Source organism: Kitasatospora sp. NPDC001309, assembly GCF_042896295.1.
Classification (GTDB): Bacteria; Actinomycetota; Actinomycetes; order Streptomycetales; family Streptomycetaceae; genus Kitasatospora.
In genome coordinates this window covers 32,965-57,969 of the sequence record NZ_JBIAXC010000049.1, presented here as the reverse complement: position 1 = coordinate 57,969, position 25,005 = coordinate 32,965, and the positions used below count along the sequence as shown (strand labels likewise).

The following is a 25,005-nucleotide window of genomic DNA, read 5'->3' as shown; positions in this document are numbered from 1 at the left end:
TCCTGGGCTACTCCCAGCCGAGGTTGTAGGCGACCTCGTCGTACGCCGTGCCGGTCGCGCCGCTGAGCACGGCGGGCAGGACGACCATCCGAACCGTGAGCCCTGTGGTCTCGTTGATGAGGTCGCCGAACTCGGGGGTGCCGATCGTGGTTTGGCGGGGGCCGTCCTCGGCCTCCCAGACCGTCACCACGAGAGCGTCCGGGGGCAGGTCCGCGAGCAGGCTGTACAGGCGCGACACCGTCATGGCGTGCCCGTCGTCGGCACTGACCTGAGGCAAGGCGACCACCGGCACACGGTGGCCGGACTCGTCGCGTACCGCTGCCCTCACCGGCCACCCCAGCGGGGTACGGCCGGGGCCACCCTGCCCGGGGCAGTCGGCGACGACCAGCAGGTCGTCGGGCATCACCCCCAGGAATCCGCGGAGGTCGCCGACCCGCAGCACGGTGACGGGCAGGTCAAGAGGAACCCTGAGCAGCATCGTTGTTGTCTCCTTGGTGTGGGCGGCCGGGATTCGCGGTCCCGGCCTGGCCCTGCCATCCTCCCGTGCGGAGTGCCCCGTTGGGCACAACTCCCTTTGTCTGTCAGGAGGGTGAGGGAATCAGGGCGAGCACTTCGGCGCGGCGGGCGGGGTCTGCGTGGAGGGCGCCTGTCAGGTGGGTGGTGACCATCGAAGCGCCGTGCGCGCGGACGCCGCGCAGGGTCATACAGGCGTGCTGGGAGCGAATCAGGCAGGCCGCGCCCTGGATGTCGAGGTGCTCACCGAGGGCGTCTACGACCTGCTGTCCGAGTCGCTCCTGCACCTGTGGGCGGGCAGCGAGTTCCTCGGCCAGGCGCGCCAGCTTGGACAGGCCCACGATGCGCGCCCCGGGGGTCGGCAGGTAGGCGACGGTGGCGCGGCCGGGGAAGGGCAGAACGTGGTGCTCGCACAGGGCCACGAACGGAACGTCGACCGCGGCGATGAGGTTCGCCCGCTCGCCCTCGGCGGGGAACGTCACCTTGAGGTGCCGGGCCGGGTCCAGGTGGACGCCGGCGGTCAGCTCGGCGAGGGCCTTGGCCATGCGCCGCGGGGTGGCCGCGGTGGACTCGGTGTTGCACGGGATGCCGAGGGCGGTGAGCAGCCTGGCGGCATGCTCGGCGGCGCCGTCCAGGTCGACGGTGTTGCCGGGGGTAGTCATCGGTTGCGTTCTCCAGGCCACAGCAGCACGTGCTGCCGCATCGTCAGGTTCCAGTTGCGTGCGATCACGTCGTCGGCAAGGGACCGGGCGACGGCGATGATGCGCTCGGCAGTGGTCCCTTCGGGCATCACCCAGGTCGCGTGCGGAGGGATGTGGAAGCGCTCGACCAGTTCGGCGATCTCCTTGAGGTCGTCGGGGCTGGCGGCGACGAACTTGAAGCGGGCACGGCCGCGGTGGGCGAGGCCGGCGAAGACCTCCAGGGAGTCCGGCTTGATCCGCCGTTCCTCCGGCATGCCGGAGTTCGCCAGCTTGGGGCTGACGTTGAAGGTCAGCCGCGGCACGCCGAGGCTGACGGGCTTCGGCGCGAGGGTGCCATTGGTCTCGATCTCGACGCGGCGGGTGGTGTAGCGCAGCACGGCCATCAGGGAGCGCCAGGCGTCGGTGCGCTGGTGCAGCAGCGGCTCGCCGCCAGTGATGACGATGAGCGCGTGCGGGTGCTCGGCTGCCCACTCGGCGAGTTCGATGACCGGGACGCGGGCGATCTCCTTGCGCAGGTCGTACCGCTTGCTGTCCCAGGTGTACGGGGTGTCGCACCAGTCGCAGGCCAGGTTGCAGCCGCCCAGGCGTAGGAACAGGGCCCTCTGGCCGGCGGTCGGCCCCTCTCCCTGGATGGTGGGTCCGAAGGTCTCGGCGACAGGCAGGCCGGCGTCGGGCAGGACGAGAGCGCTCACGGGGCCGCCGTCCAGGAGGCGGCGTTGACGGCGGTCTCGGATACACCGACGTGGGAGACGTACGCGCCGGCCGCGCGGGGCAGGGTGCGCAGGGCTTCCGTTGCAACCCGGCCGAGCAGTTCCGCGACGGCCTCCACGCTCGGCCAGCCGAGGTCTGCGGCGTGCTGCTCCTGCTCGGCGGGGTCCTTGGCGCCGAAGCGGAACAGCTTGCTGCCCTCCCCCGCCAGGACCGGGACGAGCGTGTCGGTGGCCCCGAGCATGGTGCCGTGGTCGAGGAAGGTGTCGATCCAGTCCCGCAGGGCGCGCTTGAACGCGCCGAACTCCACGACGGTGCCGGCCGCGAGCTCCGAGGCGGAGACGGTGACCTCGACCACCCAGGAGTGGCCGTGCAGGTTCTCGCACTTCCCGGTGAGGTGCGGCAGGCGGTGTGCCGTCTGGAAGTCGTGGCGAACGGTGACGGCGTGGCTCACTGCTGCTCTCCCTCATCGCCCAGGTGCACGATCGCGCCGGCCTCGCCGTCCTCGGACACCGCGACCCTGGTCACCCGCAGGCCGACGCTGTTCAGGTGCTCGGCGAGGGTGCGGGCGAGGGTCTCGCACGAGGCGGGCCCGCACTCGCGGGCGCCCGGGCCCCACCAGCCGCGGATCAGGTCGCCGAGGTCGTGGAACTCGGTGTCGCGGTCGTCGTGGGCGACAGCGACGGTGACCGTGATGTGGAAGAGGTGGCGGTGCCGAGCCCGGAGGTAGGAGCGGTGCTCGGGTGCGGCAGGCCAGTGGTGGAATCCGGGCAGCTGGACCTTGGTCCAGACGTTGGCAGTTGGCTTCACGATGATCGTGTCTCCGGTTCGGTGAGGGGCGGGTAGGACGGCTGGCCGAGCAGCTCGTCGCGGGTGGTGCGGGCGATGCGCCACACGGTGGTGGTGGCGTCAACGGTCTGCGCGCACATCAGGCAGCAGGCGGTGCGGCCGCGGGTGGGGTGGGCCGGCTGGTCGAGGTCGTACGCGAAGCCGCGGTCGATCACACCGACCTTGCGCAGCAGCGCGGAGTCGACCCGCACGTCCGGCCAGCGCAGCGGGCCAAGCCAGGTGGAGGAGTCGCAGGAGTCCGGTGGGACGGCCAGGCACCATTCGTTGACCGTCAGGCCGAGGACGTGCACCCACAGGTCGGGGTACTGGCGGTGCCGTTCCCACAGGGTGTGCAGCAGGCGCAGCCGCACCGGCGCCGGTGCCTGGACGACGTTGCCGAAGCAGATCCGGTCATACTGCTGGGCGAGCTCATCGAAGTAGTCCCAGCCGTCTACCAGTGGGTGGTAGACGGGGATCGGCGCAAGGCCTTCACCCTCCAGGCGGGCGCGGGTGCGGATCTTGTTGTCCCGGCCGCCCTGGTCCAGCTCGATGTAGCCCCACAGTCGGTCGCCGTGGCGGCGCACCAGTTCGACGTACCGGGCGTACAGGCCGTCGAAGCCGTCGATCTCCTCCGGAGCCAGGCGGAGGGCCTCGTCCATGGAGACGCCGTGGGCCCGCTTGTACTGGTTGGTCAGCCAGAAGATCCCCGAGTCGAGCAGCACCCGGTGCCCGGCGTCCAGCAGCTCGACCAGCCGTCGTTCGTGGCCGGCAGTCAGCAGGTCGTTGGTGGCGAGCAGCACGTGGTGCGGGTAGTGCTCGGAGTCGCCGGCGGCGAAGTACAGGTGCCGGTCGGCCGGGTCGAACACGCCGCCGCCGGTGCGCTTCACCGCGGCGCGCTGGTGGCTCGGGCTCACTGCTCCGCCCCTTCCAGCGCGGCGCCGCCGGGGGCGCCGGTCAGCTCCTGGACGCGGTGGGTGGCGTGCCTCCAGCAGGTGCCCAGCGCCGTCGCGGCGTCCGCGCACAGCCTTGCGGCGGCCTGGTAGGAGGCGCTGTCGCCGGGGGCGTAGCGGAAGCCGGCGGGCAGGTTGCCGACACGGCGCAGCATCGAGGTCTCGATCCGCTGATGGTTCCAGCGCAGCGGCGCCAGCCAGGACGAGGAGTCGCAGGAGTCCGGGGCCAGCGGCAGGCACCACTCGTTGGCGGTCAGGCCGAGCGCGTGGATCCACAGGTGCGGGTACTTCTGGCGGCGCTCCCAGATCGTGTGCAGCAGGCGCAGCCGCACCGGGGCCGGCGCCTGGACGATGTTGCCCACGCAGATCCGGTCGTACTGCTCGGCGAGCTCGTCGAAGTAGTCCCAGCCGTCCACCAGCGGGTGGTAGACGGGGATCGGCGACAGGCCGAGGTCGTGGAGGGCCGCGCGCTGCGCCCGCTTGTGCAGCAGGCCGCCCTGGTCCAGCTCGATGTAGCCCCACAGCCAGTCGCCGTACCTGCGGGCCAGGTACACGTACCGCTCGCGCAGTTCCTCGAAGCCGTCGATCTGCTCCGGGGCGAGCGCCAGGGCCTCGTCCATGGAGACGCCGTGGGCCCGGCTGTGCCGGTTGGTGAGCCAGAAGATGCCGCTGTCCAGCAGCACCCGGCACCCGGTGTCCAGCAGGTCGCGCAGCCGCTGCTCCTCGGCATCGCCCATCAGCTCGTTGACGGCCGTCAGCACGTGCGGGCCCGCGTTGAACTCGCCGCCCCCCGCGGTGAAGTAGATGGGGCGCTCCGACCGGTCGAAGGTGCCCCCGGCGGTCGGCAGGACGGTCGTCACGACTCGTCCCGGAGCGTGGGCGCCTCGCCGCTGATCCGTGCCCACTTGTCCAAGAGGTGACCGGCCAGGTAGCGCTCGGGCTGCACCATCACCAGGCGCCGGCCGACGGCCCGGTCCGCGAACGGGGCGAGCGGCGTGGGGTAGGGCAGGAAGAGGCTGCCCTCGATGAGCAGCGGGGTCCACGTGGGCCAGCCGTCGAAGACCTCGGCCACGACGAGGCGGTGGTCGCCCAGCTCCCACACCTGCCCGGTCTCGACCTGGTGCTCGGGCTCCCCGACGGTGACGCCGGCCAGCGCCAGCAGGTCGCCGCGGTTGATCTGCTCGTGCTCGACGTCGTCGTCCGCGTGGTCCGCGTCGTCGGCCGGGTCGCCCTCGGCAACGTCCCGGAGCAGGGCGTCGATCTGGGCGTGGTCGAAACCGGTGGCGGCGAACAGCGCCGGGTCCACCTGCTCCAGATCGGACAGCATCGTGGCGAGGCCCTCGCCGTCCCAGCCACCGACGGTGGTCAGGTGGTTGGAGGCGATCAGGTAGGCCTCGGCGTGCGCGTCGTCGCGCGATGCCCAGCCGCGCACCACCGGGACCGTCCACGTGCCGTCGGCGGTGACGACCACGCCCTCCGGGGCGGCCTTGCCCGCGTCGCGGCGGCGCGCGAGGGTCTCGTAGCGGCCGTGGCCGGCCACCAGCCGGTCGGTGCGTTCGTCCATCAGGCCGGGCTCAGTGAAGTCGAACTGCTCGACGGAACGGTCCAGCCCGTCGTCGTCGTGCCCTTTCGGGTTTCGGGCGGCGGGCCGGATCTCGTCCAGCGGCATGTAGTCGATGTAGCGGGGGGCTGCCATGAGCGGGGAACCTAGGCCGCCTACTGCGCTTAGGTCGCGTCGAGCAACTTCCGGCGCTGAGGTGGGGGTTCAGCCCCTGGCCGGGCCGGCGAGAGGTCGACGCGGGTACCGGGCGTGGATCGGGCCGATCCGGCTGAACGGGTCGCCGAACTCGGCGACGAGCTGTTCGTAGATCGGTGTGCCGGCGTCCCCGGCGGGCCGCGCTGGCGTGAGGTGCGCTGCGGGCCTGAGGGCGGGCGACCGCTGGGTGAACCAGGGCGATCGAGGCGCGTCGGGCGCGGGGTCGTACGGGCTGGTCACGGTGTTCCTCTCAACTTGCCTGCGATGGCCGGACGTTAGATCAGCCGACGGACAGAGGGCCTGCTTCGATGCCCGGGGTTGGCCTGGCCAGGCGCGGGCAGGGAGCACCTGGCCAGGGAGAGTGATGCGCGCAGGATTTGGCGGCCTTACTGGCCGCCGCGCACCGGCGGGGCTCCGCGCTTGGCCGCGCGCACCCGGCGGACCTGGGTGTTGCCGGACGTGCGGGACCGCTTGGTCGGGTAGTCGAGCTCGTGCAGTGCCGGGCGCTCGTTGGGCGGGTTGTCCCAGAACGCTTCGAGCTGCCGGACGCGTCCTTGATGGTCCGGTTCGGGGTCCTTGAGCCGTCCGGCGGTGCGCACGTACTCGTACTCGCCGTAGGTGTCGGGCTGCACCCCGTCGAGCAGCGCCTTGGCGATGTTCTGCGCCTTCTCGGCGGCGGACTTCGCGGCGCGGTGCCGGTCGTACTCGCCGAGGGCCCATTCAATGTCGGACCTGTCGGTGACGAGGGTGTACGACTCCGGGGAACGGCCGACAGCCTCGGCCCGGAGCATGTTCCAGCAGTCGATGCGGGCCGGGCAGAAGCGTCGGCAGATCACGTCGGTGCTCGGCCCGGACCGGTCCCGGGGCAGGGCGGTGCCCAGGTCGAGGGCCGTGGCGATCGCGGTCAACCGGCCGAGCGCCCGCCGGGCGGCCTGCTCGTCGAACGGACGGGTGAACTCCTCGTCGCTGCCGCTCTTGCGCTCGAAGTAGATGATCCTCACCTCGGTCACCACCTCGCCAGCGAGGTGCAGGGCGAGGCCGTACAGCTGTGTCTGGTCCCACTCCGTCTCGGGTGGGCCGTCGTCGCCGACCAGCGCCCACTTCCAGTCCCCGGCGGTCTTGTAGTCGTACAGGACGCCGGTGACCGGGTCGTACTCGTCGTAGCGGCTCGGCCGGTCCAGGCCGGGCAGGGTGACGGACTGCTCGTACAGCCGCCACGGGTAGAGGGCGCGCCGGCGGCGGGACACCGAGTCGTGGATCAGGGTTCCGGCCCGGGCCGCGCGCCGGTCGACCGGGGCCGGGACGTAGCCGGGTGGCGGGTTCTCCCGGTACCAGATCGCACGGCGGCAGGAGCTGGTGTCGGAGGCGCCGATCGACCACTGGCCTGGCTTCTTGGGGCGGCGGGAGCGTCGGCGGCGGCCGGTGCGCTCGGATGCCGCGAGGTCGTCGCCGAGCCGGGCGTGGGCTGCCGCCTGGGCGCGTTCCAGGAGTACGTCGGCGGGGTCGCGGCGGTAGCGGGCGCAGCTGGTGGAGGGGTGGCCGCCGGAGCGCTTCTGTCCCCGGTGCGCGTGACGGGGTGCGCCGCAGCGGCACGGCAGCGGGCTGGGCCCGATGAGACGGGCGCGGGCTAGGTTGCGGGCTTGCTCGATGAGGGGCTGCATGAGGTGTCCGTGTGTGCAGGCCGCAGGGCCGCGCGGCCGGGGCGCGGCCCTGCGGGTGAGGCGGGCGGGAGGCGCGGGCTAGCCCTCGCGGGCGTCCTCTCTGCTCCACACGGTGGCGTCGGGGTCGAGCCGGATCAGTAGCCCGCCGGCCTCGACGTGCTCGGCCGCCTCGGGGTGGGATCCGAGCGCGGACAGGACGTAGGGGCGCAGCTCGGCCAGCAGGATGGTGAGCTGCGCCGCGTTCGCCTTGTTGAGGCCGATCCCGGTCGCCTTCCGCCACCGGTCGGTGATCTTGGTGACGGTGCTGCCCATCGCGGTGGCGTAAGCGCGCAGTTCCTGGCGCAGCTCGTCTGCGGTGGGGGGTTCGTCAGCCGGTTCCGCCGAGGTCGTGTCCGGCTCTCCCTCGGGCGTGCCCCGTCCTGTAGCTCCATCGGCCGTCTCGGTGGTCGAGGCGCTGACCACCGTGCCGGGGACGACGGCACCGGGCTGCTTCTGGGATCGGGCCTCGCGGCGGCGCGCTGCTCCTGCCTCGCGCTCCATTTCACGCTGAGCGGCGTCGGCTTGCTCCATCTCCGCATGCTCGTAGATGTTCACGAGCTCGCGGGGGAAGGCGATGCGCCATGCCTGGGCTTCGGCCACCTTGCCGATCATGTGGGCGCCCATGGTCGGCCACTGCCCGGTCAGGATGCGCTTGCCAGTCTTCACTCCTCTGCCCGTGCGCGGGTCGTCCTGCCACTCGTCCTTGCCGACGGCGAACTCGGCGAAGACGGCGACGGCTTGGGTGACCGTCTCGTCCCCGGCGATGCTGCGGTGTTCGATCCGGCACATCGCGGCGGCGGGCGGGTTGTCGTGGAGCCACACGTCGACCCACCTTCGGCGGTTGATCCCGTCCTCTCCCACGATCCACCACTTCGGGTCGTCTTCGGGTCCGGTCCAGAAGGGGCCGACGCGCCGGATGAACCGGCCAGTACGCTGCCCAATGTGCCGGAACCCGTCGATGCCGGTCTGCGCGGTGTAGTACAGCTCGTCCTGCCCGAACACCTTGCGCTTGCGCTGGATGTAGTAGATCTCGCGGCGGAACGGGTCCAACGCGGTCGACTTGCAGATGTGGAAGAACGCGACGAGGTCGTGCGTCGGGGCCTGCGCGAGGCCGATGGCGGCGAGGGCGGCCCGCTGCGCCTTCGTCCAGAACCGCTGGTCGCCGGTGATCTCCAGGACCTGGTCGGCCTTCTCGATGGTCATCTCCGCGCGGTTGTCCGTCAGCGGGGTGACTTGTTCGGTCGCGGGGGGTGCCTGCTGAGCTGGTGCTGTCACCTCAGGGTGCCTTCCTTGTCTCCGTGGCGGCACCGGGGTTCGCAGGCCCCGGTGTGGCTGCCTGCCTCCACCCTCCCGTCAGCCCGGCCTGCGTGGGAACACCCACCACGTGGCCAAATCGGCTGCGGAGAAGGGAGATTAGGAAGTGTGGCCGCCGGGCCCGCGGGTTGCGAAGCCGCCCGGGTCCGCGTGCTCCCCTTGATAGGAGACAGCCCCGAAGGGCTTGTTGCCAGAGCACGCGGCCGGTCGGCCCGGCGGCCACATCATCACTCTAGGGTAGCGCCGGCCGCAGACACAGGACCGGCTACCAGCCGGCCCGGCGGTCCGGGGCGGTCGCGCGCTCCAGCGCTCCGGCGCCGGCGTGCTGCCACAGGCCGTCGTAGAACGTCTTGGAGGCCACGACAGTGAGGGCAACAGTGGTCAGGGCGGTCTGGGCGTGGGCGATGTCCCCGCGGGCGAGGACGGTAAGAATGCCGACGATGCCGGAGGCCACGGCGCCGACGACGGCGCGCACCGGCTTGGTCCAGTGCGGCTGCTGGACGAGGGCGGTCGCCCAGGGAGTGATGGCGCCGAGCAGCAGGCCCCACGCCTCGGTGTCGTTCAGGATGTTCACGATCGTCTCCTGGTGCTGGTGATGGGCGGGCTTGGCGCTCAGAGCGGCCAGGTCGCAGCGAACGCGACGCCGGCGGCGGCCAGGTAGCCGGTGGTGAACCGGTAGCGGGCCAGGAGGCCGGTGCGCGGGGCTACTCCCGCGGCGGCCGTTCGTCCCTTGACAGCGCGGCGGGCAGCCCCGCGAGGGTCAGGCCCGTGATGATCACGCTCGGGTCGGCCGGTGGCGTCCACGCCTCCCGCACGATCACTGCCGCTCCGAGCAGGAACAGGACTAGGTCCCGGATCGTCTTCCATCCGGTGATCTCGCTCCATCTGGTCCTCCGTCGGTGTCGTCGGCCAGCGGGAGGCTGCTGGCCGTCCGGGTCCCGTTCCACAGCGGGGGACGGTAGGACGCGGTGGTGTCTACGGTCGCGTCGAGGTGCCCCGTAGTTCGGCGATGGTGGTTTCGAGGTCGGCGATCCGCCGGTTCAGGTCGGTTTCCCGCGCGGCGCGTATGGCGATCTCTTCGCGGGCGAGGGCGAGTTGCGCCTGCGTTTGACCCCAGGCCTCGGCCAGTTGGTCGCGTAGCCGGGCGATGTACGGCTCGGCGTCCACGGTGATGGGCTGGGTGTTGTGGTCCATGGTGGCGGGGGCTCCGTTCACTTCGTCGGGTCGGGAGGGTCGTTGGTGATCGGCGGGGCGCTGGCGGCCGCCTTCTGGAGGTGCTGGACAGCGGTCCGGAGCAGGGCGGCTTCGACTGGGGTGAGCCGGCGGCGGTCGGCGGTGCTGAGCAGACGGTCGAGCTGTTCGGCGGTGGGGCCGTCGGTCATGCCGCGTCCTCCTCGCTGCGTTGTGCCTCGTCGCGTCGGGGCACCGCGGCGTCCCACATCGGCGTGGTGAAGCTGTTCGGGTTGACGCGGGTCACCTCATCCTCAACAGGTGTTTGGGGCACGGCGAGTTGCCGCCTGGCCTGCTCGACGATCTCCGTCTTCGCGGCCACCCCTTCGGGGGTGATGCCGTGGTGGCGCCGGATGATGTCGAGCGGGTCCGTCGCGGCCTTCGCTGCTGCCGTGCGGCGCGCGCCCGCGGCCGGTCCGGCTGTGACGGCGACGCGGGTCCGCTTGGCGTGGGCAATCCGTTCGAGGTGGGCCTGGCGGGCGGTGGCCCGGTCGGGCGCGTTGTGCAGGGTGACCGGCTGCGGCCCCTCGGCGGTCGGGCCGGGGATCTCCTGGGTGGCGGGGGCCGTGAGGCTCTTCGCGGCGGCCGGCTCGGTGTGGCGTTCCTCGCGCGGGTCCGGGATCCACGGCTCGTGGAGCAGCATGTCGAGGATGGTGTTGATGCCGTCCGGGGTGGTGTGGTCGATGTCGTACTCGGCGGCCCGCCACTCCAGCGAGGAGGTCGGGAAGACGGTGACGTGGTGGTCGCCGTCCGGCCGCCGCTGGCGCACGGCCCAGCACTCGGTCGGCCCGACATTGATCCGGGCCGCGTCGATGACCCGGTACTGCTCGGGCATGGTTGTTCCCCGTTCCTGTCAGATGCGGTAGCACCAGAAGCCGATGGAGCCGTCGGCACTGGCGGAGGCGAGGGTGGTGGTGAAGCCGGTCGTGGAAGATGCGGTGACCTGCCAGGCTCGAACCGCTTGCCAGTCCCACAGGGTGACGATCGGCACCATCGTGGACTGCATGGTCGGCCCGTAGGACAGCGACATGGATGTCCAGTTGCGCATCTCCACTCTGCCGGTGAAAAGTCCCTGCGTCGGCTCGGCGTACCAGTAGTTCAGGAAGGTGCCCTTGTACTGGAGGGTCGTGGCGTCGATCCACAGCTCGGTGTTGCCGCCTTTGTCGTTGCTCCGGCCGATCTGGACGCCTGTATCCGAGGCGATCACGTAGCCTTTGGGCGAGTCCTCGACCATGTACGCGAGCGCGGCGCCTTGGCTCGCGTTCATCCGGACGGTGCCACCCCATGGCTTCTGGGTGTCGGTGCGGATGGTCTCCAGCGCGGAGATGTTGTCGGTCAGGTAGAGCCGGTAGGCCGTCGACTGCCCGTTGTGCTGGAAGGTGCCGCTGTTGAGGCCGATGTACGCCGCGCCGTTGTTCCCGCCGACCGCGTTGATGAAGGCGTAGTTGGAGCCCGTGGTGGGGAAGAATCGGATCTCCGGGAGGCCCCCGCCGGGGTTGATCTCGATGCGCTGGCCGCTGGTGCCGCTGGACAGGCCGCCGACGATCCGCACGTCGCCGGTGGTGGCGGACACGGAGACGGTCTTCACACCGTTGGCGTTCCACGCCTCGATGCCGGCGGAGTTGAGCTCCACTCTCGCGCCGGCGTCGGCGGTCTTGATACGGGCGGACACGGTGACGTCGGCGCTGAGCGCGCCGACGGTCAGCTTGCTCGCTGAGACAGTGCCGATGTTGGCGTCCTGGATGGTGGCGAGTGCGATCTTCGCTCCGATGATCGTGGCGTCCGCGAGCTGGGCCGTCCCGATGATCTGGTCGGCGAGGTCGGACCTGATGACGACGGTCGGCGCGGCGGAGGCCTCGGCGGAGGGCTGCGAGGCGTTGCCTGCCCGGTCGCGGGCGACGAACTTGACGTAGTAGGTGGTGCCGTAGGACAGGCCGGTGATCGGGGCGGCCGCCGCTCCGGCGAGCCGGTCGACGATCGTCGCCGCGTTGGGGGTGAATCCAGCTGCTGTGGCAGCGTGCACCTCCAACTCGGCGAAGTCCGCGGGCATTTCCTCCCCCGCCGATCCGCGCCCGTCCCACGCTGCTCGCAGGGCGCCGATCAGCGAGGTCACCACGGGCTTCGACGGGACTGGAGGAGGCGTGGTGTCGCTGGCGAGGACGGTCTCCTGCGAGAGCCGCCAGATGGAGGAGTTCCCGGAGGCGTCCACGGTGCGCACCCGGGTCTGGACGCGCTGCCCGGCGGGCAGCTGGTCGTAGTGGGCGATGGTGCCGTTGACGGCCTGCTCCGGGGACCACTGCGGGTCCTGCCCCGCGATCCGCAGGCCTGGCAGCAGGTAGGAGACGTAGTAGTTGCCGGCGTCGTCGTACACGGTGCCGTCGACGTTCTGCGTCACCGCGGGCCAGGACACTGCGAGCGCGGCGTGCTGCTGCCCGTCCCGGTCCAGGTAGGCCCAGGAGCCGAGCGACACCGTGTCCGGGGCCTTGGGGGCGACGGTGTCGTTGCGGTCGCCGAGCGGCGGGAGGGGGGTGCGGGAGGCGGTCGCGGAGCCGTTGGTGAGGGCGTCCAGCTGCCGCTGCACCCGGATGCGCTGTTCCACGAACAGGTCGTTCAGCTCCAGGCTGCTGCTGGGCTGGCCGGCGTCGTCGTACGTGGTGGCGATGGTGCGCACCCGCAGCGGCTCCAGTGTGGTCGGGTCGGTGCGCCGCTGGTCGTAGCGGATGTAGTCCCCGGGCCGGTAGTCGGTGCCGGGCTGGTGCTGGGTGGCGGCGGGGTCGAGTTCGATCGTGAAGCCCTCGGAGGCGGCGCCCATGCCGCCGAGGGTGACGCGGGCGAGTTCGGCGAGGGTGGCGGTGTCGGTGATGCCGCCCCGGCCGTCGAAGGCCTCGCGGCGTCCGTAGCGAGCGGCCGCGGTCGGGTTGACGACTTCGGCGAGGTTGCCGGAGTCGCCGGAGGCCAGTAGGTGGGAGCGCACCGAGCGGCGGGAGCGCTGCCGGGGGCCCTTGAGGACGTCTCGGCCCAGGTACAGCACGATGCCGGGGTGGTCGGTGGCGCACACGGTGTCGGGCACGTAGGCGAGCAGCCGGTAGCCCTCCATCCGCACGTCCGCCCACCCCGCACTGGTGATCGAGGTGACGGTCTTGAGCAGGTCGCCGCCAGCGTCGTACTGGACGGTGTACGTGGTTGGCCAGGGGCGGCCGGCACTGTCGCCGGCCGAGGTGAAGTCCCAGCTGACCTCGGGCAGGGCCCCGCGGGCCTGGGCGCGCTGGAGCAGGGTGGCGAGGACGGCCCCGGGGGTGGCGTTGACGAACGGGAAGTGCGCGTCGAGGCCGTGCACGGCTTGTCCTGGGGCGTGGCCGACCGGGTAGATCACGGCGCGCTCCAGCAGGGCGAGGGCACCCCGGCAGCCGACCTGGACCGGCCGGGCCTCGCCCGCGCCGTCGGCCGGGTCGTCGCCGTCGTCCTCCAGCAGGTACCGCTCGGACTGCTCGACGCCGTCGATGACGAGGGAGATCCGCGGGTCGTCTCCGGACAGCAGGCCAGCGCCCCGGGCGTTGCGCGGGTAGGTGAAGGTCAGCGCGCCGGCGCCGTTGTGCTCGGCCTGCGTCTTGAGGTCGGCGGGGTAGGGCAGCAGCCCGAGCAGGCTGCCGCTCGGGCTGGAAACGCGCAGGTGCACGGCCACGGTGGTTCTCCGGTCAGGTCAGGTAGGCGCGGCGGCCGGTGACGGCGAGCCGGGTGGTAGGGCCGGTGTTGGTGCCGGTCAGGCGCACGCTCGGCGGCTTGCCGGGCCGGCCGGGGACCAGGCGCAGGAAGGCGGGCCCGGTGTTGGTCAGGCGCCCCGGGTCGGGGACGAAGCCGCCGCTGCCGGTCAGCTGCCAGGTGGCGGCGTCCACGGTGAGGGTCTGCCCGGCGCCGATCTGCCCGGTGTAAGTGAAGGAGTCGCCGCTGGTTGCGTCGGTGGTGTCGGTGACGGTGGGGGCGGTGATCGGGCCGGAGAGCAGGTAGGCGAGTTGCTCCATGGGCGCGGTTGCGTCGGCGAACTCGGTCAGCGCGAGGTCCTGGGGCACGGGCGTGCCGGGAGCGGTCGCCTGGGTGCTGGTGTCGGCGGACACCCAGTACCCAGCGGGCACGTTGACCTCGAGGCTGATGCGCATGCCGCTCTGGCCCAGCGGGGTCGGGGTGAGCGCGGACAGAACCTCGCCCTCGCAGCGGCGGACCTGGCCGGCGGCGGTGTGCCGCTCGAAGGTGAGTAGTCGTTGCGGGCGGGCGACGACGCGCAGCAGGTCTTCCCACGCCGTTTCGACGTCCTGCCAGCCGCCAGCGGTGGGGGCCAGCCACAGGACGAGGGTGAACTTGCCGGGGCCGTGGTGCTTGGGCCTCCACAGCTCCCCGATGCGGTTGGGCACGGTGGCGTTCGCGCCGACGACGGCCGGGGTGCCGGTCAGGCCGGCCCGGTACTCGACGTCGCGCACCAGGCCGTCGGTGAGGTCGTAGCCGTCCACCAGCCAGCGTTCGCGGGCCATCAGGCGCTCTCCTTGTCGAACAGGCCGAAGCTGGCGAGGGCCCGCAGCCGGTTGTTGACGCTCTCACCCGGCGTCTCGGGCAGCGGGTTGGTGATGTACTGCACGATCGCGCCGGGCGAGATGACGGTGCCGATGCGCTCGCCCTGCGCGCCGCCGGCGAGTTGCCCGCGGGCGGCGTTGATGGCGCTGACGGAGGCGCTGCCTCCGAGTCCGCGCACGGCCTGCGGGGTCAGGACGCCTTCGCCGGGGCTGAGCCGGGCCAGGGTGCTGTCCTGGCCGGGCGCGTAGCCGGGCACTACTCCCCCGGTGGCGTAGCCGCGTACGAAGGACAAGACGCCGTCGACGGCTCGGTTGACCATGCCGCGCAGCATTTTGCCCCACGTGTTGTCGGGCATCCAGTTGAACCAGCCCCTCACCGGGTTGAGGGCCTTGCCGAGCGCGCCGGCGGCCCAGCCGCGGAGCTGGTCGACCGCGCCGTCCACGAGGCCGCCGAGGAAGAAGCCCTGCATGGGCGCGCCGGCATCGGCGAGGCGACCGGCCCGGGCGGCGTCGTTGAGGGCGGTGATGCCGCCTTCACCGCCGAGTTGGCGCACGGCCTGCGGCACGAGTACGCCCTCACCCGGGCTGAGCATGGCGGGCACGGTGTCGCGGCCGGGCGCGTAGCCGGGCACGACTCCGCCTCGGGCGAACCCGACGGTGAAGCTGGGCAGTTTGCCGAGGCCGAAGCTGTCGGCGATCCAGTTCCAGGCCCGGCGGATACCGCCGTCGTACACGGTGTTGACGAGGAAGCGGATCGGCGGGGCGAAGATCCCCGATAGTTTGCCCCAGGACCAGGCCGCGAAGGACACCATGCCGTCGAGGGCGTAGCGCACGCCGTCGGCGAGCCCACTGAACGCGCCGTTGACCGCGTTTCGGAACCAGTCGACCTTCTGGTAGGCCGTCACGAGACCGAGGACGATGGCGGCGACGGCGGCGACGATCAGCATGATCGGGTTGGCGGACAGCAGGGTCAGGGCGCCGCGCACCGCGCCGATCGCGTTGGCGACGAACATGATCCCGCCCGCGACGCCGGCCATCGTCAGCAGCGCGGAGACGAACGGTGCCATGCCGGGTATCGACAACAGCACCTGCACGGCGGAGGCGACGGCCTGGATGACGAACAGGAACCCGGACAGGGTGTTGCCGAGGCCGCCGAGTTGGGCGGCGATGCCGACGATGGAGTTGAGCAGGCCGAGCAGTTGGTCCCACAGCTGGCCGTTACCGAGCGCTCCGGCCAACTGCATGACCGCGGGCAGGACTTCGGTGCGCAGCCGGGCGATCAGCGGCGCGAGTGCCGGGTTGTTGGTGAAGTTGAACCAGGCGACGCCGAGGGCTGCGACCAGCCGACCGGCCTCCTGGAGGACGGGGACGGTGTTGGCGAAGTACCCGGCGAGCTTGGCCTGCGTCTCACCTTCGCCTGTGAGGGTGCGGAAGGAACTCGCGGCGTTGGCGAGCGAGTTGAGGAGCTGCTGTCCGGCGGGGGCGGCGGCACGCCCGATGTTGAGGACACCGAGGCCGATGTCCCGCAGGATGCCCCACAGCTGCGCGCCGGTGTCCCCGGCACGCTGGAAGAACGCGCTGAGCTGGCCGCCGTCGCGGCGGGCCTGGATGAACGAGGCGGCCAGGGCAGTGCCGCGTTCGGTGGCGCGGGCCAGGCGCTCCAGCAGCGGCGCGCCGGCGGCCGTGAGATTGCGCAGGCCGTCGGCCGCGCTCAGGCCGGCGTTCGCCAGTGAGCCGATGACTCGCGTGTTGGTCGAGGCGACCTGTGCCAGGTCCGCGCGCCACGGCCCGGACGTGGCCATCTCCGCGCCGCGCTCGGCGGCCTGGCCGAGTACCTGCCCGGTGTCGCCGATCGCGCGGTTGAAGATCGGCAGCAGGACCAGAGCCCGGCCGATCCCCCTCTCCAGCGGAGGCAGCAGTGCCTCCTGCGCGGTGTCCCGCAGCCCCCGCAGGACGGGCTGCACCGTGCCGGAGATGAAGCGTGCGAAGCGCTGCCCGGCCGGGGAGAGCGCGTTGAGCGCCTGCTCGGCGGCATTGGCGGCGCTGCTGGTGCTGTTGAGCGCCTGCGACTGGTCCCGAACCGCGCGGGCGATGTCCCGCTGGGCGTCCGCTACTTGCTCGGCGGAACGTTTCTGCTGGCGCTGCGCCTCGCGCACCGCCTTGTCGAGGTCGGTGTGCGCGTCCTGGACCTCGCGCACCGCCTCGACGCGGGCCCGGGCGGCCTGCTGCTCGGCCTCGCGGACACCCCGGACCGTGTCCTGCTCCGCCTCCTGTGCGCGGGCCAACTGCGCCTTCGCGGAAGCGACTTGGTCGCTGCCCTCGACGCCCTGCTGGTTGGCCTTCTTGACGTCCTCGGCGAGCCGCCGGTTGCGGGTGCGGACGTCCTCGAGCTGGTTGATCGCCTCCTGGTAGGAGATCTGGGCTTCGCGCCGGTCCGCCTCCGAAGAGAACGGACTGACGTTGACCTGGTTGAGCCGGGAACGGGCCTGCTCCAGGGACAGCAGCGCCTTCTGCTCCTCCAGCGGCCCGCGCGCGGCGTCCCGGTTCAGGTCCTCCAGGGCCCGCGCCGCCTGCTGCCTGGCGTCGTTCAGCGCCTGCTGCGCCTGCGCGGCGGCCTGGTGCGCGCGGGTGACCGTGAGCTCCGCCGCCGCCAGCTGCCGGTCGGCGGCGGCGACCTGCGCCGCCGCCCGTTCCTGGACATCGGCCAGCCGGCGCCGGGACTGCGCGACCTGTTCGGCACCTCGAAGGGCCTGCTCGTCGCTGTCACGCTGGGCGGTGCCGAGGCGGCGCTGCGCGTCCGCCACCCGGTCGGCGGCGGCCTGCCGGGCCTGCGCGGAGGCGCCCGCCGCTCCGGCGGACTGCTTGTCCGCCTGGCCGAGCGCCTTGACGGCGGCGCCGATGCCGGAGAAGGCGGCCAGCAGGGTGCCCAGGCCCTGGACGGCGGCGCCCGCCGCCCCGGGAAGGGCACCGAGCAGCCCGACCGCGGGCGCGGCTGCCGCGCCCATCGCGAAGAGCCCTGCGGCGACCTGGGTGAGGGCCTGGCCGAGGGCGAGCGCCCCGGAGGCCATCGCGGGCAGGCGGGCCAGCCCGGCGACGGTGGAGCCGAAGCCCTCGGCGGCCTGGAGAAACCCCCCGGACTCACCACCGCCGCCGGCGGAACCGCGGGCGTTGAGGGGGACGTCGACCGGCCGGGACGCGAGCGTGCGGAACGCCGCGAGGCGGGTGGTCGCGGCGGCGGTGTCCACGTCGACCCGCACGCGCACCGACAGGCCGGCCAGCGCCTCCCTGACGCGGGCACGCAGCCCGGCCGTCTCGACGTCCAGGTCGAGCTTGACGGTGGCCGCGGCAGCCTCTGCGGCGATCCGGACGCGCTGGCGCAGGTTGCCGGTGTCGAGGCCGACCCCGACGCGCACGTACGCGGCGCGGGCGGTCGCCGCCCGTACCTTCTCCGCCAGCCCGGAGGTGTCCGGGTCGACGGCGACCTTGATGCGGGCGCGGGCAGCCTGCGTGGCCGCCTGGACGCGCTGGCGCAGCCCGGCAAGGTCGACGTCGACCGTGACCTTGATCCGGGCGCGGGTGGCCTGCGCAGCGGCTTCGACGCGCTCGCGCAGCCCGGAGGCATCCGGGTCCAGCCGGACCTTGGCCCGCAGGTTGCGCACCGCCGCGTCGACACGGGCCTTCGCGTCCGTCGCGAACCCCGACGAGTCGGCGACGACCTCGACGACGAGGCGACCGGAGTCGATCTCCTCAGCCACGCCCGGCCGCCTTTCCGGTGCGGCGCAGCACGGCGACAGCTCGGGCCATGCCCTGCCCGGCCTGCTCGTGCCCGCGGCCAGCCCGCAGATAGGCCGGACGCGGCAGCTCGACCGGCCGACGTAGGCGGTGCTCCGCCGCCAGTACCGACACCAGCTCGACCAGCTGTGCCAGCAGTTCCTGCGTCAGCCCCCAGCGGTCCGCGCCGACCTCTGCCCCGTCCCGGAGCAGCAGGGCCTCAGCAGGCAGCCCCCGCATCAGGGTCAGGAGGCGTCGGGTGCCGACGAATCCAGGGTCACCGGGCCGTCGCCAGACACCGCGGGCGTCGAGCCGGTAGTACCGCTGGAAGTCGGCTTCGAGGTCGTCCCAGCGCTCGAAAGCGACTCGGACGGCCCCATGAGTTCCCCCAGGCCCGCACCGCCCGGGAAGTACTTCGCCCAGACCGCGCGCACCAGCTCGAGAATGTCCGGGTGGCTGGGGCGCTGCTCCATCAGCCGGGCGAACCCGTCCTCCCCGAGCAGACGGCGGCCCATCTCGGCGGCCGCGGCAAGCAGGTCAGTCGGCAGCGACGGCTCCGAGCCGAGCACGTCCACGATCAGGCTCGCGGCCTCGGTCTGCTGATCGCCCTGCGCCTGCGCGGCTTCCACCAGGGAACGCAGCAGCAGCGGCAGGTACGGGATGCCGATCAGCGGCTCCCACACCGCGAGCGGCAGCTCGGCCGGCAGCATCGCCACGCTGGTGCCGCCAAAGATCAGCGGCTCCTCGCCGACGGTGTACTCGGCCTTGGCGGCGAGCGCCTTCTCGGCAGCGGCGGCCAGACGGCGCTCACGGGCGGCGTCCAGGTCGATCCCGACCATGTCGGCTCCTCGGTCTGTCGGCAACGGAACGCCGCAGACCGTAGGAGCCGAAGGCAGTTAGCGTCGCGCCGGCCCGCACCGGCACCGACCGCCAGGGCCATGACCGGCTGGTCGTCACTGACGGTGGATCAGCCAGGTGGCGACTCCGCCGCCGGCCGCGTACGCCGCCCCGCGCAGAGCTTGGAACAAGGCGGCCCGGCCAAGCCGGCGGATCGTTCGAAGGGGCTGTACAGCCATGTGCGTGTCCTTCCTCGTTGGGAAGGACCACGGTGGATTCCTGAGCCAACTCGCCGGACAGACAAGAACATCGGCGACCGGGTCGGACTGCAAGTTGCTAACGTTAGCGACGGTGGAACACAGTTGAACGGTTGTGAACGGTGATGGGGGCGGCCGTGGGACGTGCCGGACGACTCAAGCGGCCAGACCTTCCCACTGGCCCGCACAAGGAGCTGAACGACTGGCTCCACGACCTACACAGGCGTGCGCACTCCCCGTCCATCGGCGCGATGGCGAACGCGCTGGCGGCACGTAGCGTGCCCGACGCGAGCAGGACGACGATCTACAACGCCTTCACCCATACACGGCTGCCAATGGCCGGCCTGGTCGATGCCCTCGTGGTCGAGCTTCTGAGCCGTATCAAGGGCATACCCCACGAGCAGATCGACTCCATCTCATCAACGCTCAACCAACTGTGGATCCAGGCCGACGACGAGGACCGCGCGAGACAACCCGACTTTGCAGCTTCTCTGCCATCCACACCTCCTCCTCCGCCCATGAGCGAGCCCTCTCTCTTCGACCTCCTTCCCCTGCCTAGCTTCCATCGCAGCCACATAGGAATGGGGCAATCCATCTGAGCGCTACCGCGCTCGTCTGCCTAGGCAGCGATGCCCCGGCCGAAGGGGAGGCCGGGGCATCGCGGGGTCGGACGGCCCCAGGGGGAGAAGGCTGCCCGACGTGATCCACAGTAGGCGCACGGGCTGTGAATGGGCACAGGCCCAAAGCACCTACTGTGCAGTCAAGTTCACGCTGCTGCTGGGGCGAAACCGGGGTCGTCGGTCAGGTCGTACCACGGGTCGCCGACGGATCCGCCGATCACCTTCATCTCCAGGGGCAGCGTGGACTCCGCGTCGTCGGGGAACTTCTGGTTCACCGACGCAACCTGCTCGCACAACGGCACGATCCGCCGGTAGTGCTTCGCGCCGTCGATCAGCTCCACCACCGCCGCGAACTGCTTGCGGCCGCCGACCCGCGGCGGGCTGTACCGGTAGAAGGTCTTGGTGTTCTGCGTGATCGCGGTGACCTCGCCGCCGCCGTACACGGCGACGATGTTGCCCGCGTTCCACTCCTGCAACTCGACCTTGATGGACGCGGCATCCTCGGTCTGAATGGTACGAGCCGGGTACCGCAGCTGGTGGGATCGCAGGTCCTCGAACTTCGGGTCGGTGTTCCACTCCAGGCTGCCCGGCTTGAACAGTCCGGCCTCCTTCCACCCGGCCGGCATCGCCGCCACCGGGTCCGTGGGCGCGACCGTACCCGGCACGGCCAGGTACAGACGGGCCATCTGCGCAACGAACATGCTCTCCGCGGGCACGACCGGCCTCCTCAATGCGGACCGCCAGAAACGAGCCGGACCGTAGGCCGCGCCGAGCAGTAGCGTCGCGCCGGCACCGCGCGTGGGGCTGTCGCACAACTCGCGCAATTACCCCCGTCACGCTGTGGGCGGGTGCGCGGTGACGGCGAGCACCGCGACGTACCGGGCCTGGCCGGTCGGCTCTGGCAGCCACCCTCCAGCCGACAGCGCCCGCACGGCGGTCACCACGGGCCGGCCCGGGACGGGGGCCTGCGAGGGCAGCTGGTGCAGGGCCTGGATCGCGGTGGCGAACGCCCGGCGTAGCAGGGGGCGGGGGGTCGACCGGTCCAGGTCGCCGAGCGCTTCGACCTGGAGGTGGAAGGTGGCGGTCCAGCGCCAGCCCGGGACGGCACCGCCGGGCACCTGGATGATGCGGATGCGGGGGTAGGGCGGGGTGTTGCGGGCCCCGACCCGTCCGGGCCCGCCGAGCGCCTTCGTCAGCTCGGCGTGCCCGGACAGCCAGGCGACAGCCAGTTCCTCGGGGTCGAGGGCGGCCAGGTCACCCACTCGCCTGCCCTGCCGCCTTGTTCGCCGTCGGCTTGGCCATGGCCGGCTTGCTCTCGATCGTGGGTTGGAGGGCCTTGGCTACCGCGGCCGAGTCGGTGGGGTCCAGGTCGGCGACGTACCCGGCGCCGATCAGCTGCCGGGCCTCGTGGTGCGGGACTTCGATCTCGTCTCCGGGCAGCAGCTGATCATCGTGCCGCGTGAGGTGGTGGGCGAGGACGATGCGGACGTGGTCGGGCTGGGTCATGCCGGCTCCTTCGGGCAGTGGTGGGGGTGACCGGCGAAGGAAATCAGGGCCCGGCCTCTACCGTCCGTCTCTCCACACCGCGCCTCACGCTGGAGCGGGGCTTCGCGCGGCGGGTCAGCGGTGGCGGGCGGCGACCTGGGAGGCGGCGCCGCTCATGAAGTGGGTGCCGTCGCCGTGCGCGTACTCCGCCTCGACGGCTCGCGGGAAGTCGCACGTGACGTCCGCCCGAGTACGCGTACCGTCGATGGCGGCCTTGCCCGCTGAGATCGTCGCGGCGACGGCTTCCGGGTCCTCGGTGACCGTGCACCGGCACCCCGCCGTTTCCTCGACGGGGCCGTCGGGGTCGCGCGGTCCGGAGAGCGTGGTGTCTCCGACGGAGAAGGGAAGCGGCGCGGGTACGGTCTGGCCGTCGGCGGCCTGGTGGCTGGGCCGCGCATGACCGTCTTCCTGGGTGTGCCAGGTCTTGGCCGCCGGGGCTCGCCGCCGGGCCTCCTCCGCGACGTCCTCGGCCAGGCGTTGGGTGTGGCGCAGCATCAGCGGGGCCAGGCGGCGTGCGACGTCGGAGGGCAGTTCGAGGTGTGCCATCACGGGTGTCCTTCCGGCCGGGTGCCGCCCGAGACGCGGGCACGCCCCTTGATCCGCACGTAGGCCAGTGCCGGGTCGCCGGTGTTTGCCAACTGGTCGGCGGCGAGGACGGTCCACTCGGCTCCGGTGGCTGGCTCCAGCACGACGTCGCCGACCAGCAGGACGCCGGCCTGCGTGTCCAGGGCCAGGTGCCACGTTCCGTCGGGTTGCGGCACGGCACGGCCTGGCCACGGTCCCCGCAGCGGGCCGAGCGGCCCGGTCACCTCCGCGCCGTGCGCGTCCAGGACGGGCACGCCGCGGGTACGGACACCGAGCTGCCGGTCAGCCAGCAGGACCGCCATCACCGCCCACCCGAACCGAAGTGCCCGGGGATCGTGAGCCCGGGCGGATTCGGCTTCGTCGGGGCCTGGTAGACCCGACGCCCGCGCAGCCGCCACCGGTCGGTCGTGGCGAGGTCCGGCGGCGCGAGCACCACTGGCGGCTCGGCCGCGGTGTCGTAGGTGACGGACTGGCCCTCGACGGAGGCGGAAACGATGCGGCGCTGGCGCGCGGGCGCGTCCGCCACCAGCGGGTGGTGGCACGCCGTCGCCCGGACCCACAGGCGCAGCGGGGCGGTCTGCGGGTCGGCGCGGGCGTCGATGCCGGCGGTGTAGGTGACGGTGTACGTCGGCGCGCCGAAGGGGGCCGACGTCGTGCCCGTGTCCAGGACGGCGGAGATCACCGATATGAGGGGGCCGTGGCTGAGCGCCCAGCCGTCCGCCCCGGCGCGGACGCCGCTCTCGGTGTACTGCACGGGGAGCAGCGGCCGGCCGAGGTGCCCGATCAGGGTGTCCTGGGCGTCCTCGACGGCGGTCTCGATGCGCTGCCGCACTGGGTCGCCGAGGGGGGTGGGGTAGCCGAGGCGGCGGGCGACGTCCTCGGCTGTCACGATCAACTCCACCGGCGTCCTCCTCGTACTGGTGGGTGGCGAGGAGGGACGGTAGGTGGCGGTTGGAGGTCTTGTCGCTCCGGGCCGTCACCGCCGTTGTCCGGCTACCGGTCGGCGAGGTCCGTCTGAGACCCGCCCCCGGCCGTGGGGCAGCGCTCCGTTGGCTCCGCCGCAGAAGGGGGCTTCGGCACTTCGCACCGTGGTACGCCTGGCACATCGATGACGCCGAGGACAGCTGCGATCAGGATGGCGTTGTGGCTGTTCTTGGCACAGAGTTCAGCGCGTGCGATGAGCAGAAGGTACTGGGCCTGGGCGTAGCGCAGTCCAAGCTTCGCGGCGGCACCCTCCTGGCTCAAGTTGCAGGCGAGAAGGGTCAGCAGAGCAACGGTGTCAGCGGAAAGAGCGACCTCGCCCCAGGCCAGTTCCTCAGGTACGACCTGCTCAGGCCTCACGTAGCCGCGCGCGAGCACGGCGAACATGGCCTGGAGCCGGCCCTTCATCCGCAAGCCCGTGCTGATCCGGGAGTACAGGGCGTTCACTCGCCTCGCATCGGTGCCGGCCAGCTGCCCGAGTTCCTCGTACGACAGGCCGTTCATGTAGCCGAGCAGAAGCTCCACTTCGTGGCTGGTCAGTTCCGGTCGGGGTCCCGAGGCGACGTTGAGAGCATCAAGCCGTTCGCGGCCCCACTCCAGGGCGGCCCTCGTGTCGTCGCCTCCCTCGAACGGCCGGCGTGGAGTCCGTTTCTCCAGGCCCGGGGCCTCGGCCTGGACCGGCATCTGCGCCCTTGCCCGGCGCACCCGCTGGATCCGCGGGCCCTGGACCGGGCCGGGACGGTACCGCAGGACGCTCCTCCGCGGTCGGCTGCCAAGCCGCGTCGGCGGGCCGGGGCACGGTCTGGCTGCGTCTGCTCCTCCGGGTTGGCTGTCGTTCACGGGTTGGTCACCGCCCTGATGCGACGCTGGAGGCGGTCGGTGTCGTGGCCGCTGGCGAGTTCGGTGTACCGGGCGAGGCTGGCGGAGTACCAGTCCATGGCGGCGTGACGTTGGTCGGCGCGCATGGCGGCCTGGCCCAGGAGTTCCATGGTGTGCGCGGTCCAGTGGGGCACGCGCAGGGCGCGGAACCGCTCCAGGGCTTGTACGAGCGCGCTGGCGGCCAGGTCGTGGGCACCCGCCAACGAGTGGGCTTCGCCGAGGTAGGCCATCGCTCGTGTGATGTTGAGCGGGTCCGGTTCGGTTAGGCCGGAGAGCAGCGTGCAGGCCTGTTGGAGTACCGGAACGCCGGCGGCGGGGTCGCCCTGCCGGGCGTGCGCCGACCCCACGAGAATCAAGGCGAGAGCCTGGCCCCGCACGTGGCCTAGCCGCTCGTAGCGGGCAGCGGCAGCGGTCAGCTGGGGCATCGCCTCCGCGTAGCGGGCGTCGGCGTGCAGGCACGCCCCGATGCCGCTGCTGCACTTGGCGATCCCTTCCAGGTCGCCTTCCGCGAGGGAGCGTGCGCGCTGGAGGCGGGAGACCGCCTCGTCGTACTCCCGGTTGTCGCGCAGGCCACCGGCGAGCCCGGTCAGCATCTCGCGGATGGCCACGGTGTCGCCCCAGCGTTCGGCGGCGGCCAAGCCCTCGCGGTAGCAGGGAATCCACAACTCGTGGCGGCGGGTGTAGAGGAACAGTGGCCATGCCGCGTGGGTCACGCAGGTCGCGGCCTGGTAGTCACCGTGCCGGGTGGCGACGGTGATCGCCGGGAGCAGCGCGTCGGCCATCGCTTCCAGCCAGGCGAGCGCCACGTGGCCGACAGCGAACCGGACGGGCTCGGCGGGTTCGGGCCGGCTGGCGCCTCCCAGCACGCGGCGGTGGGGGGTGAGGACCCGGGCGGCTTCGTAGGCGGTGGTGGTCAGGTAGGCCAGGTAGCGCTGGAGGACGGCCGTACGGGCGACGGGCTCGTCGGCGAGGGTCAGGGCCCGGTCGGTCGCCTCCGGCCGGATCGTGTACACCGGGCCGCGGGCGGCGACGTCTCCGGTGTGCTCCAGCAGGTTCTTGGCTGCGAGCTCGCCGAGCCACTTCCTGGTCTGGCTGGTGGGTGTGTCGGTGGAGGCGGCAACGGCGTAGACGTCCAGGTCCGGTGCCGGAAGGTCGGCGATCTGGGCGAGTAGTCGCCGGAGCTCCGGGGACAGTCGGTCGATGGTGTCGGTGATCGTCATGAGCAGCGTTCCTCGTAGGGGTCGGCCGGCGTCTTGTCCGGGCTGATC

At 72.0% G+C, this 25,005-nt stretch carries 29 protein-coding genes; 1 reads left to right on the top strand and 28 read right to left on the bottom strand.

All coding sequences use genetic code 11. From position 1 onward, the window contains the following. Nucleotides 1–7: 7 nt before the first annotated feature. The 20 genes from ACFY2K_RS35440 to ACFY2K_RS35345 all read right to left on the bottom strand — a co-directional run bounded on the left by ACFY2K_RS35440 (nt 8) and on the right by ACFY2K_RS35345 (nt 18,872). Nucleotides 8–478, bottom strand: a complete 471-nt coding sequence (locus tag ACFY2K_RS35440; protein WP_387716777.1) for a hypothetical protein — start codon at nt 476–478, stop codon at nt 8–10. A gap of 103 nt (nt 479–581) precedes the next feature. Then, nucleotides 582–1,175, bottom strand: a complete 594-nt coding sequence (gene folE / locus ACFY2K_RS35435; RefSeq protein ID WP_387716775.1) for a GTP cyclohydrolase I — start codon at nt 1,173–1,175, stop codon at nt 582–584. Next, entirely contained in the window at nt 1,172–1,906 is a 735-nt protein-coding gene (locus tag ACFY2K_RS35430; protein ID WP_387716773.1) for a 7-carboxy-7-deazaguanine synthase QueE, read from the bottom strand. The genes folE and ACFY2K_RS35430 overlap by 4 nt, the downstream gene beginning before the upstream one ends. Further along, the gene (locus tag ACFY2K_RS35425; protein WP_387716772.1) at nt 1,903–2,376 is read right to left on the bottom strand and encodes a 6-pyruvoyl tetrahydropterin synthase family protein; all 474 of its coding nucleotides are present in this window, start codon (nt 2,374–2,376) and stop codon (nt 1,903–1,905) included. Before ACFY2K_RS35425 ends, ACFY2K_RS35430 begins: the two co-directional genes overlap by 4 nt. Then, on the bottom strand, nt 2,373–2,732 hold the full coding sequence (locus tag ACFY2K_RS35420) for a hypothetical protein (protein ID WP_387716770.1): 360 nt from the start codon (nt 2,730–2,732) through the stop codon (nt 2,373–2,375). Before ACFY2K_RS35420 ends, ACFY2K_RS35425 begins: the two co-directional genes overlap by 4 nt. Next, complete coding sequence (locus tag ACFY2K_RS35415; protein WP_387716768.1) at nt 2,729–3,664, bottom strand: hypothetical protein; 936 nt, start codon at nt 3,662–3,664, stop codon at nt 2,729–2,731. Before ACFY2K_RS35415 ends, ACFY2K_RS35420 begins: the two co-directional genes overlap by 4 nt. Continuing rightward, a complete protein-coding gene (locus ACFY2K_RS35410; protein ID WP_387716766.1) occupies nt 3,661–4,560 on the bottom strand; it encodes a hypothetical protein in 900 nt (299 codons plus the stop codon). Before ACFY2K_RS35410 ends, ACFY2K_RS35415 begins: the two co-directional genes overlap by 4 nt. Then, nucleotides 4,557–5,396 (bottom strand): hypothetical protein, encoded by an 840-nt coding sequence (locus ACFY2K_RS35405; RefSeq protein ID WP_387716764.1) that lies wholly within the window; start codon nt 5,394–5,396, stop codon nt 4,557–4,559. The genes ACFY2K_RS35410 and ACFY2K_RS35405 overlap by 4 nt, the downstream gene beginning before the upstream one ends. A gap of 69 nt (nt 5,397–5,465) precedes the next feature. Continuing rightward, entirely contained in the window at nt 5,466–5,696 is a 231-nt protein-coding gene (locus ACFY2K_RS35400) for a hypothetical protein (protein ID WP_387716762.1), read from the bottom strand. Nucleotides 5,697–5,842: 146 nt separating this feature from the next. Then, nucleotides 5,843–7,117, bottom strand: coding sequence for a hypothetical protein (locus tag ACFY2K_RS35395; protein WP_387716760.1), 1,275 nt, complete (start codon nt 7,115–7,117; stop codon nt 5,843–5,845). A gap of 78 nt (nt 7,118–7,195) precedes the next feature. Next, entirely contained in the window at nt 7,196–8,431 is a 1,236-nt protein-coding gene (locus ACFY2K_RS35390; RefSeq protein WP_387716758.1) for a recombinase RecT, read from the bottom strand. A gap of 304 nt (nt 8,432–8,735) precedes the next feature. Continuing rightward, entirely contained in the window at nt 8,736–9,044 is a 309-nt protein-coding gene (locus ACFY2K_RS35385; protein WP_387716757.1) for a hypothetical protein, read from the bottom strand. A gap of 401 nt (nt 9,045–9,445) precedes the next feature. Next, nucleotides 9,446–9,664 carry a hypothetical protein gene (locus tag ACFY2K_RS35380; protein ID WP_387716755.1) on the bottom strand — a complete coding sequence of 73 codons (219 nt, stop codon included), beginning with the start codon at nt 9,662–9,664 and terminating at the stop codon, nt 9,446–9,448. Between the two features lie 17 nt (nt 9,665–9,681). After that, nucleotides 9,682–9,852 carry a hypothetical protein gene (locus tag ACFY2K_RS35375; RefSeq protein WP_387716753.1) on the bottom strand — a complete coding sequence of 57 codons (171 nt, stop codon included), beginning with the start codon at nt 9,850–9,852 and terminating at the stop codon, nt 9,682–9,684. Continuing rightward, nucleotides 9,849–10,535 carry a hypothetical protein gene (locus ACFY2K_RS35370; RefSeq protein WP_387716751.1) on the bottom strand — a complete coding sequence of 229 codons (687 nt, stop codon included), beginning with the start codon at nt 10,533–10,535 and terminating at the stop codon, nt 9,849–9,851. Before ACFY2K_RS35370 ends, ACFY2K_RS35375 begins: the two co-directional genes overlap by 4 nt. An 18-nt stretch (nt 10,536–10,553) precedes the next feature. Further along, the gene (locus ACFY2K_RS35365) at nt 10,554–13,382 is read right to left on the bottom strand and encodes a hypothetical protein (protein WP_387716749.1); all 2,829 of its coding nucleotides are present in this window, start codon (nt 13,380–13,382) and stop codon (nt 10,554–10,556) included. Between the two features lie 13 nt (nt 13,383–13,395). Further along, on the bottom strand, nt 13,396–14,223 hold the full coding sequence (locus ACFY2K_RS35360; protein ID WP_387716747.1) for a hypothetical protein: 828 nt from the start codon (nt 14,221–14,223) through the stop codon (nt 13,396–13,398). After that, complete coding sequence (locus ACFY2K_RS35355; protein ID WP_387716746.1) at nt 14,223–18,017, bottom strand: hypothetical protein; 3,795 nt, start codon at nt 18,015–18,017, stop codon at nt 14,223–14,225. The genes ACFY2K_RS35360 and ACFY2K_RS35355 overlap by 1 nt, the downstream gene beginning before the upstream one ends. After that, on the bottom strand, nt 18,010–18,273 hold the full coding sequence (locus ACFY2K_RS35350; RefSeq protein WP_387716744.1) for a hypothetical protein: 264 nt from the start codon (nt 18,271–18,273) through the stop codon (nt 18,010–18,012). Before ACFY2K_RS35350 ends, ACFY2K_RS35355 begins: the two co-directional genes overlap by 8 nt. A 5-nt stretch (nt 18,274–18,278) precedes the next feature. Continuing rightward, a complete protein-coding gene (locus tag ACFY2K_RS35345; RefSeq protein WP_387716742.1) occupies nt 18,279–18,872 on the bottom strand; it encodes a hypothetical protein in 594 nt (197 codons plus the stop codon). A 506-nt stretch (nt 18,873–19,378) separates the two neighbouring features. Between ACFY2K_RS35345 and ACFY2K_RS35340 the strand changes: the two genes are divergently transcribed. Continuing rightward, complete coding sequence (locus ACFY2K_RS35340) at nt 19,379–19,726, top strand: hypothetical protein (protein ID WP_387716740.1); 348 nt, start codon at nt 19,379–19,381, stop codon at nt 19,724–19,726. A gap of 167 nt (nt 19,727–19,893) precedes the next feature. Here the strand turns inward: ACFY2K_RS35340 and ACFY2K_RS35335 are convergent, their stop codons facing one another. The 8 genes from ACFY2K_RS35335 to ACFY2K_RS35300 all read right to left on the bottom strand — a co-directional run bounded on the left by ACFY2K_RS35335 (nt 19,894) and on the right by ACFY2K_RS35300 (nt 24,957). Further along, the gene (locus tag ACFY2K_RS35335) at nt 19,894–20,463 is read right to left on the bottom strand and encodes a hypothetical protein (protein ID WP_387716738.1); all 570 of its coding nucleotides are present in this window, start codon (nt 20,461–20,463) and stop codon (nt 19,894–19,896) included. Nucleotides 20,464–20,580: 117 nt separating this feature from the next. Continuing rightward, nucleotides 20,581–21,009: a hypothetical protein gene (locus ACFY2K_RS35330; protein WP_387716737.1), complete on the bottom strand. Its 429-nt coding sequence runs from the start codon at nt 21,007–21,009 to the stop codon at nt 20,581–20,583. Then, a complete protein-coding gene (locus ACFY2K_RS35325; RefSeq protein WP_387716735.1) occupies nt 21,002–21,253 on the bottom strand; it encodes a hypothetical protein in 252 nt (83 codons plus the stop codon). The genes ACFY2K_RS35330 and ACFY2K_RS35325 overlap by 8 nt, the downstream gene beginning before the upstream one ends. A gap of 114 nt (nt 21,254–21,367) precedes the next feature. After that, nucleotides 21,368–21,838, bottom strand: a complete 471-nt coding sequence (locus tag ACFY2K_RS35320) for a hypothetical protein (protein ID WP_387716734.1) — start codon at nt 21,836–21,838, stop codon at nt 21,368–21,370. After that, a complete protein-coding gene (locus ACFY2K_RS35315) occupies nt 21,838–22,179 on the bottom strand; it encodes a hypothetical protein (protein ID WP_387716732.1) in 342 nt (113 codons plus the stop codon). Before ACFY2K_RS35315 ends, ACFY2K_RS35320 begins: the two co-directional genes overlap by 1 nt. Then, the gene (locus ACFY2K_RS35310; RefSeq protein WP_387716730.1) at nt 22,179–22,778 is read right to left on the bottom strand and encodes a hypothetical protein; all 600 of its coding nucleotides are present in this window, start codon (nt 22,776–22,778) and stop codon (nt 22,179–22,181) included. The genes ACFY2K_RS35315 and ACFY2K_RS35310 overlap by 1 nt, the downstream gene beginning before the upstream one ends. A 92-nt stretch (nt 22,779–22,870) precedes the next feature. Then, nucleotides 22,871–23,542, bottom strand: a complete 672-nt coding sequence (locus ACFY2K_RS35305; protein ID WP_387716728.1) for a hypothetical protein — start codon at nt 23,540–23,542, stop codon at nt 22,871–22,873. A gap of 152 nt (nt 23,543–23,694) precedes the next feature. Continuing rightward, nucleotides 23,695–24,957: a hypothetical protein gene (locus tag ACFY2K_RS35300; RefSeq protein WP_387716726.1), complete on the bottom strand. Its 1,263-nt coding sequence runs from the start codon at nt 24,955–24,957 to the stop codon at nt 23,695–23,697. Nucleotides 24,958–25,005 lie beyond the last annotated feature (48 nt).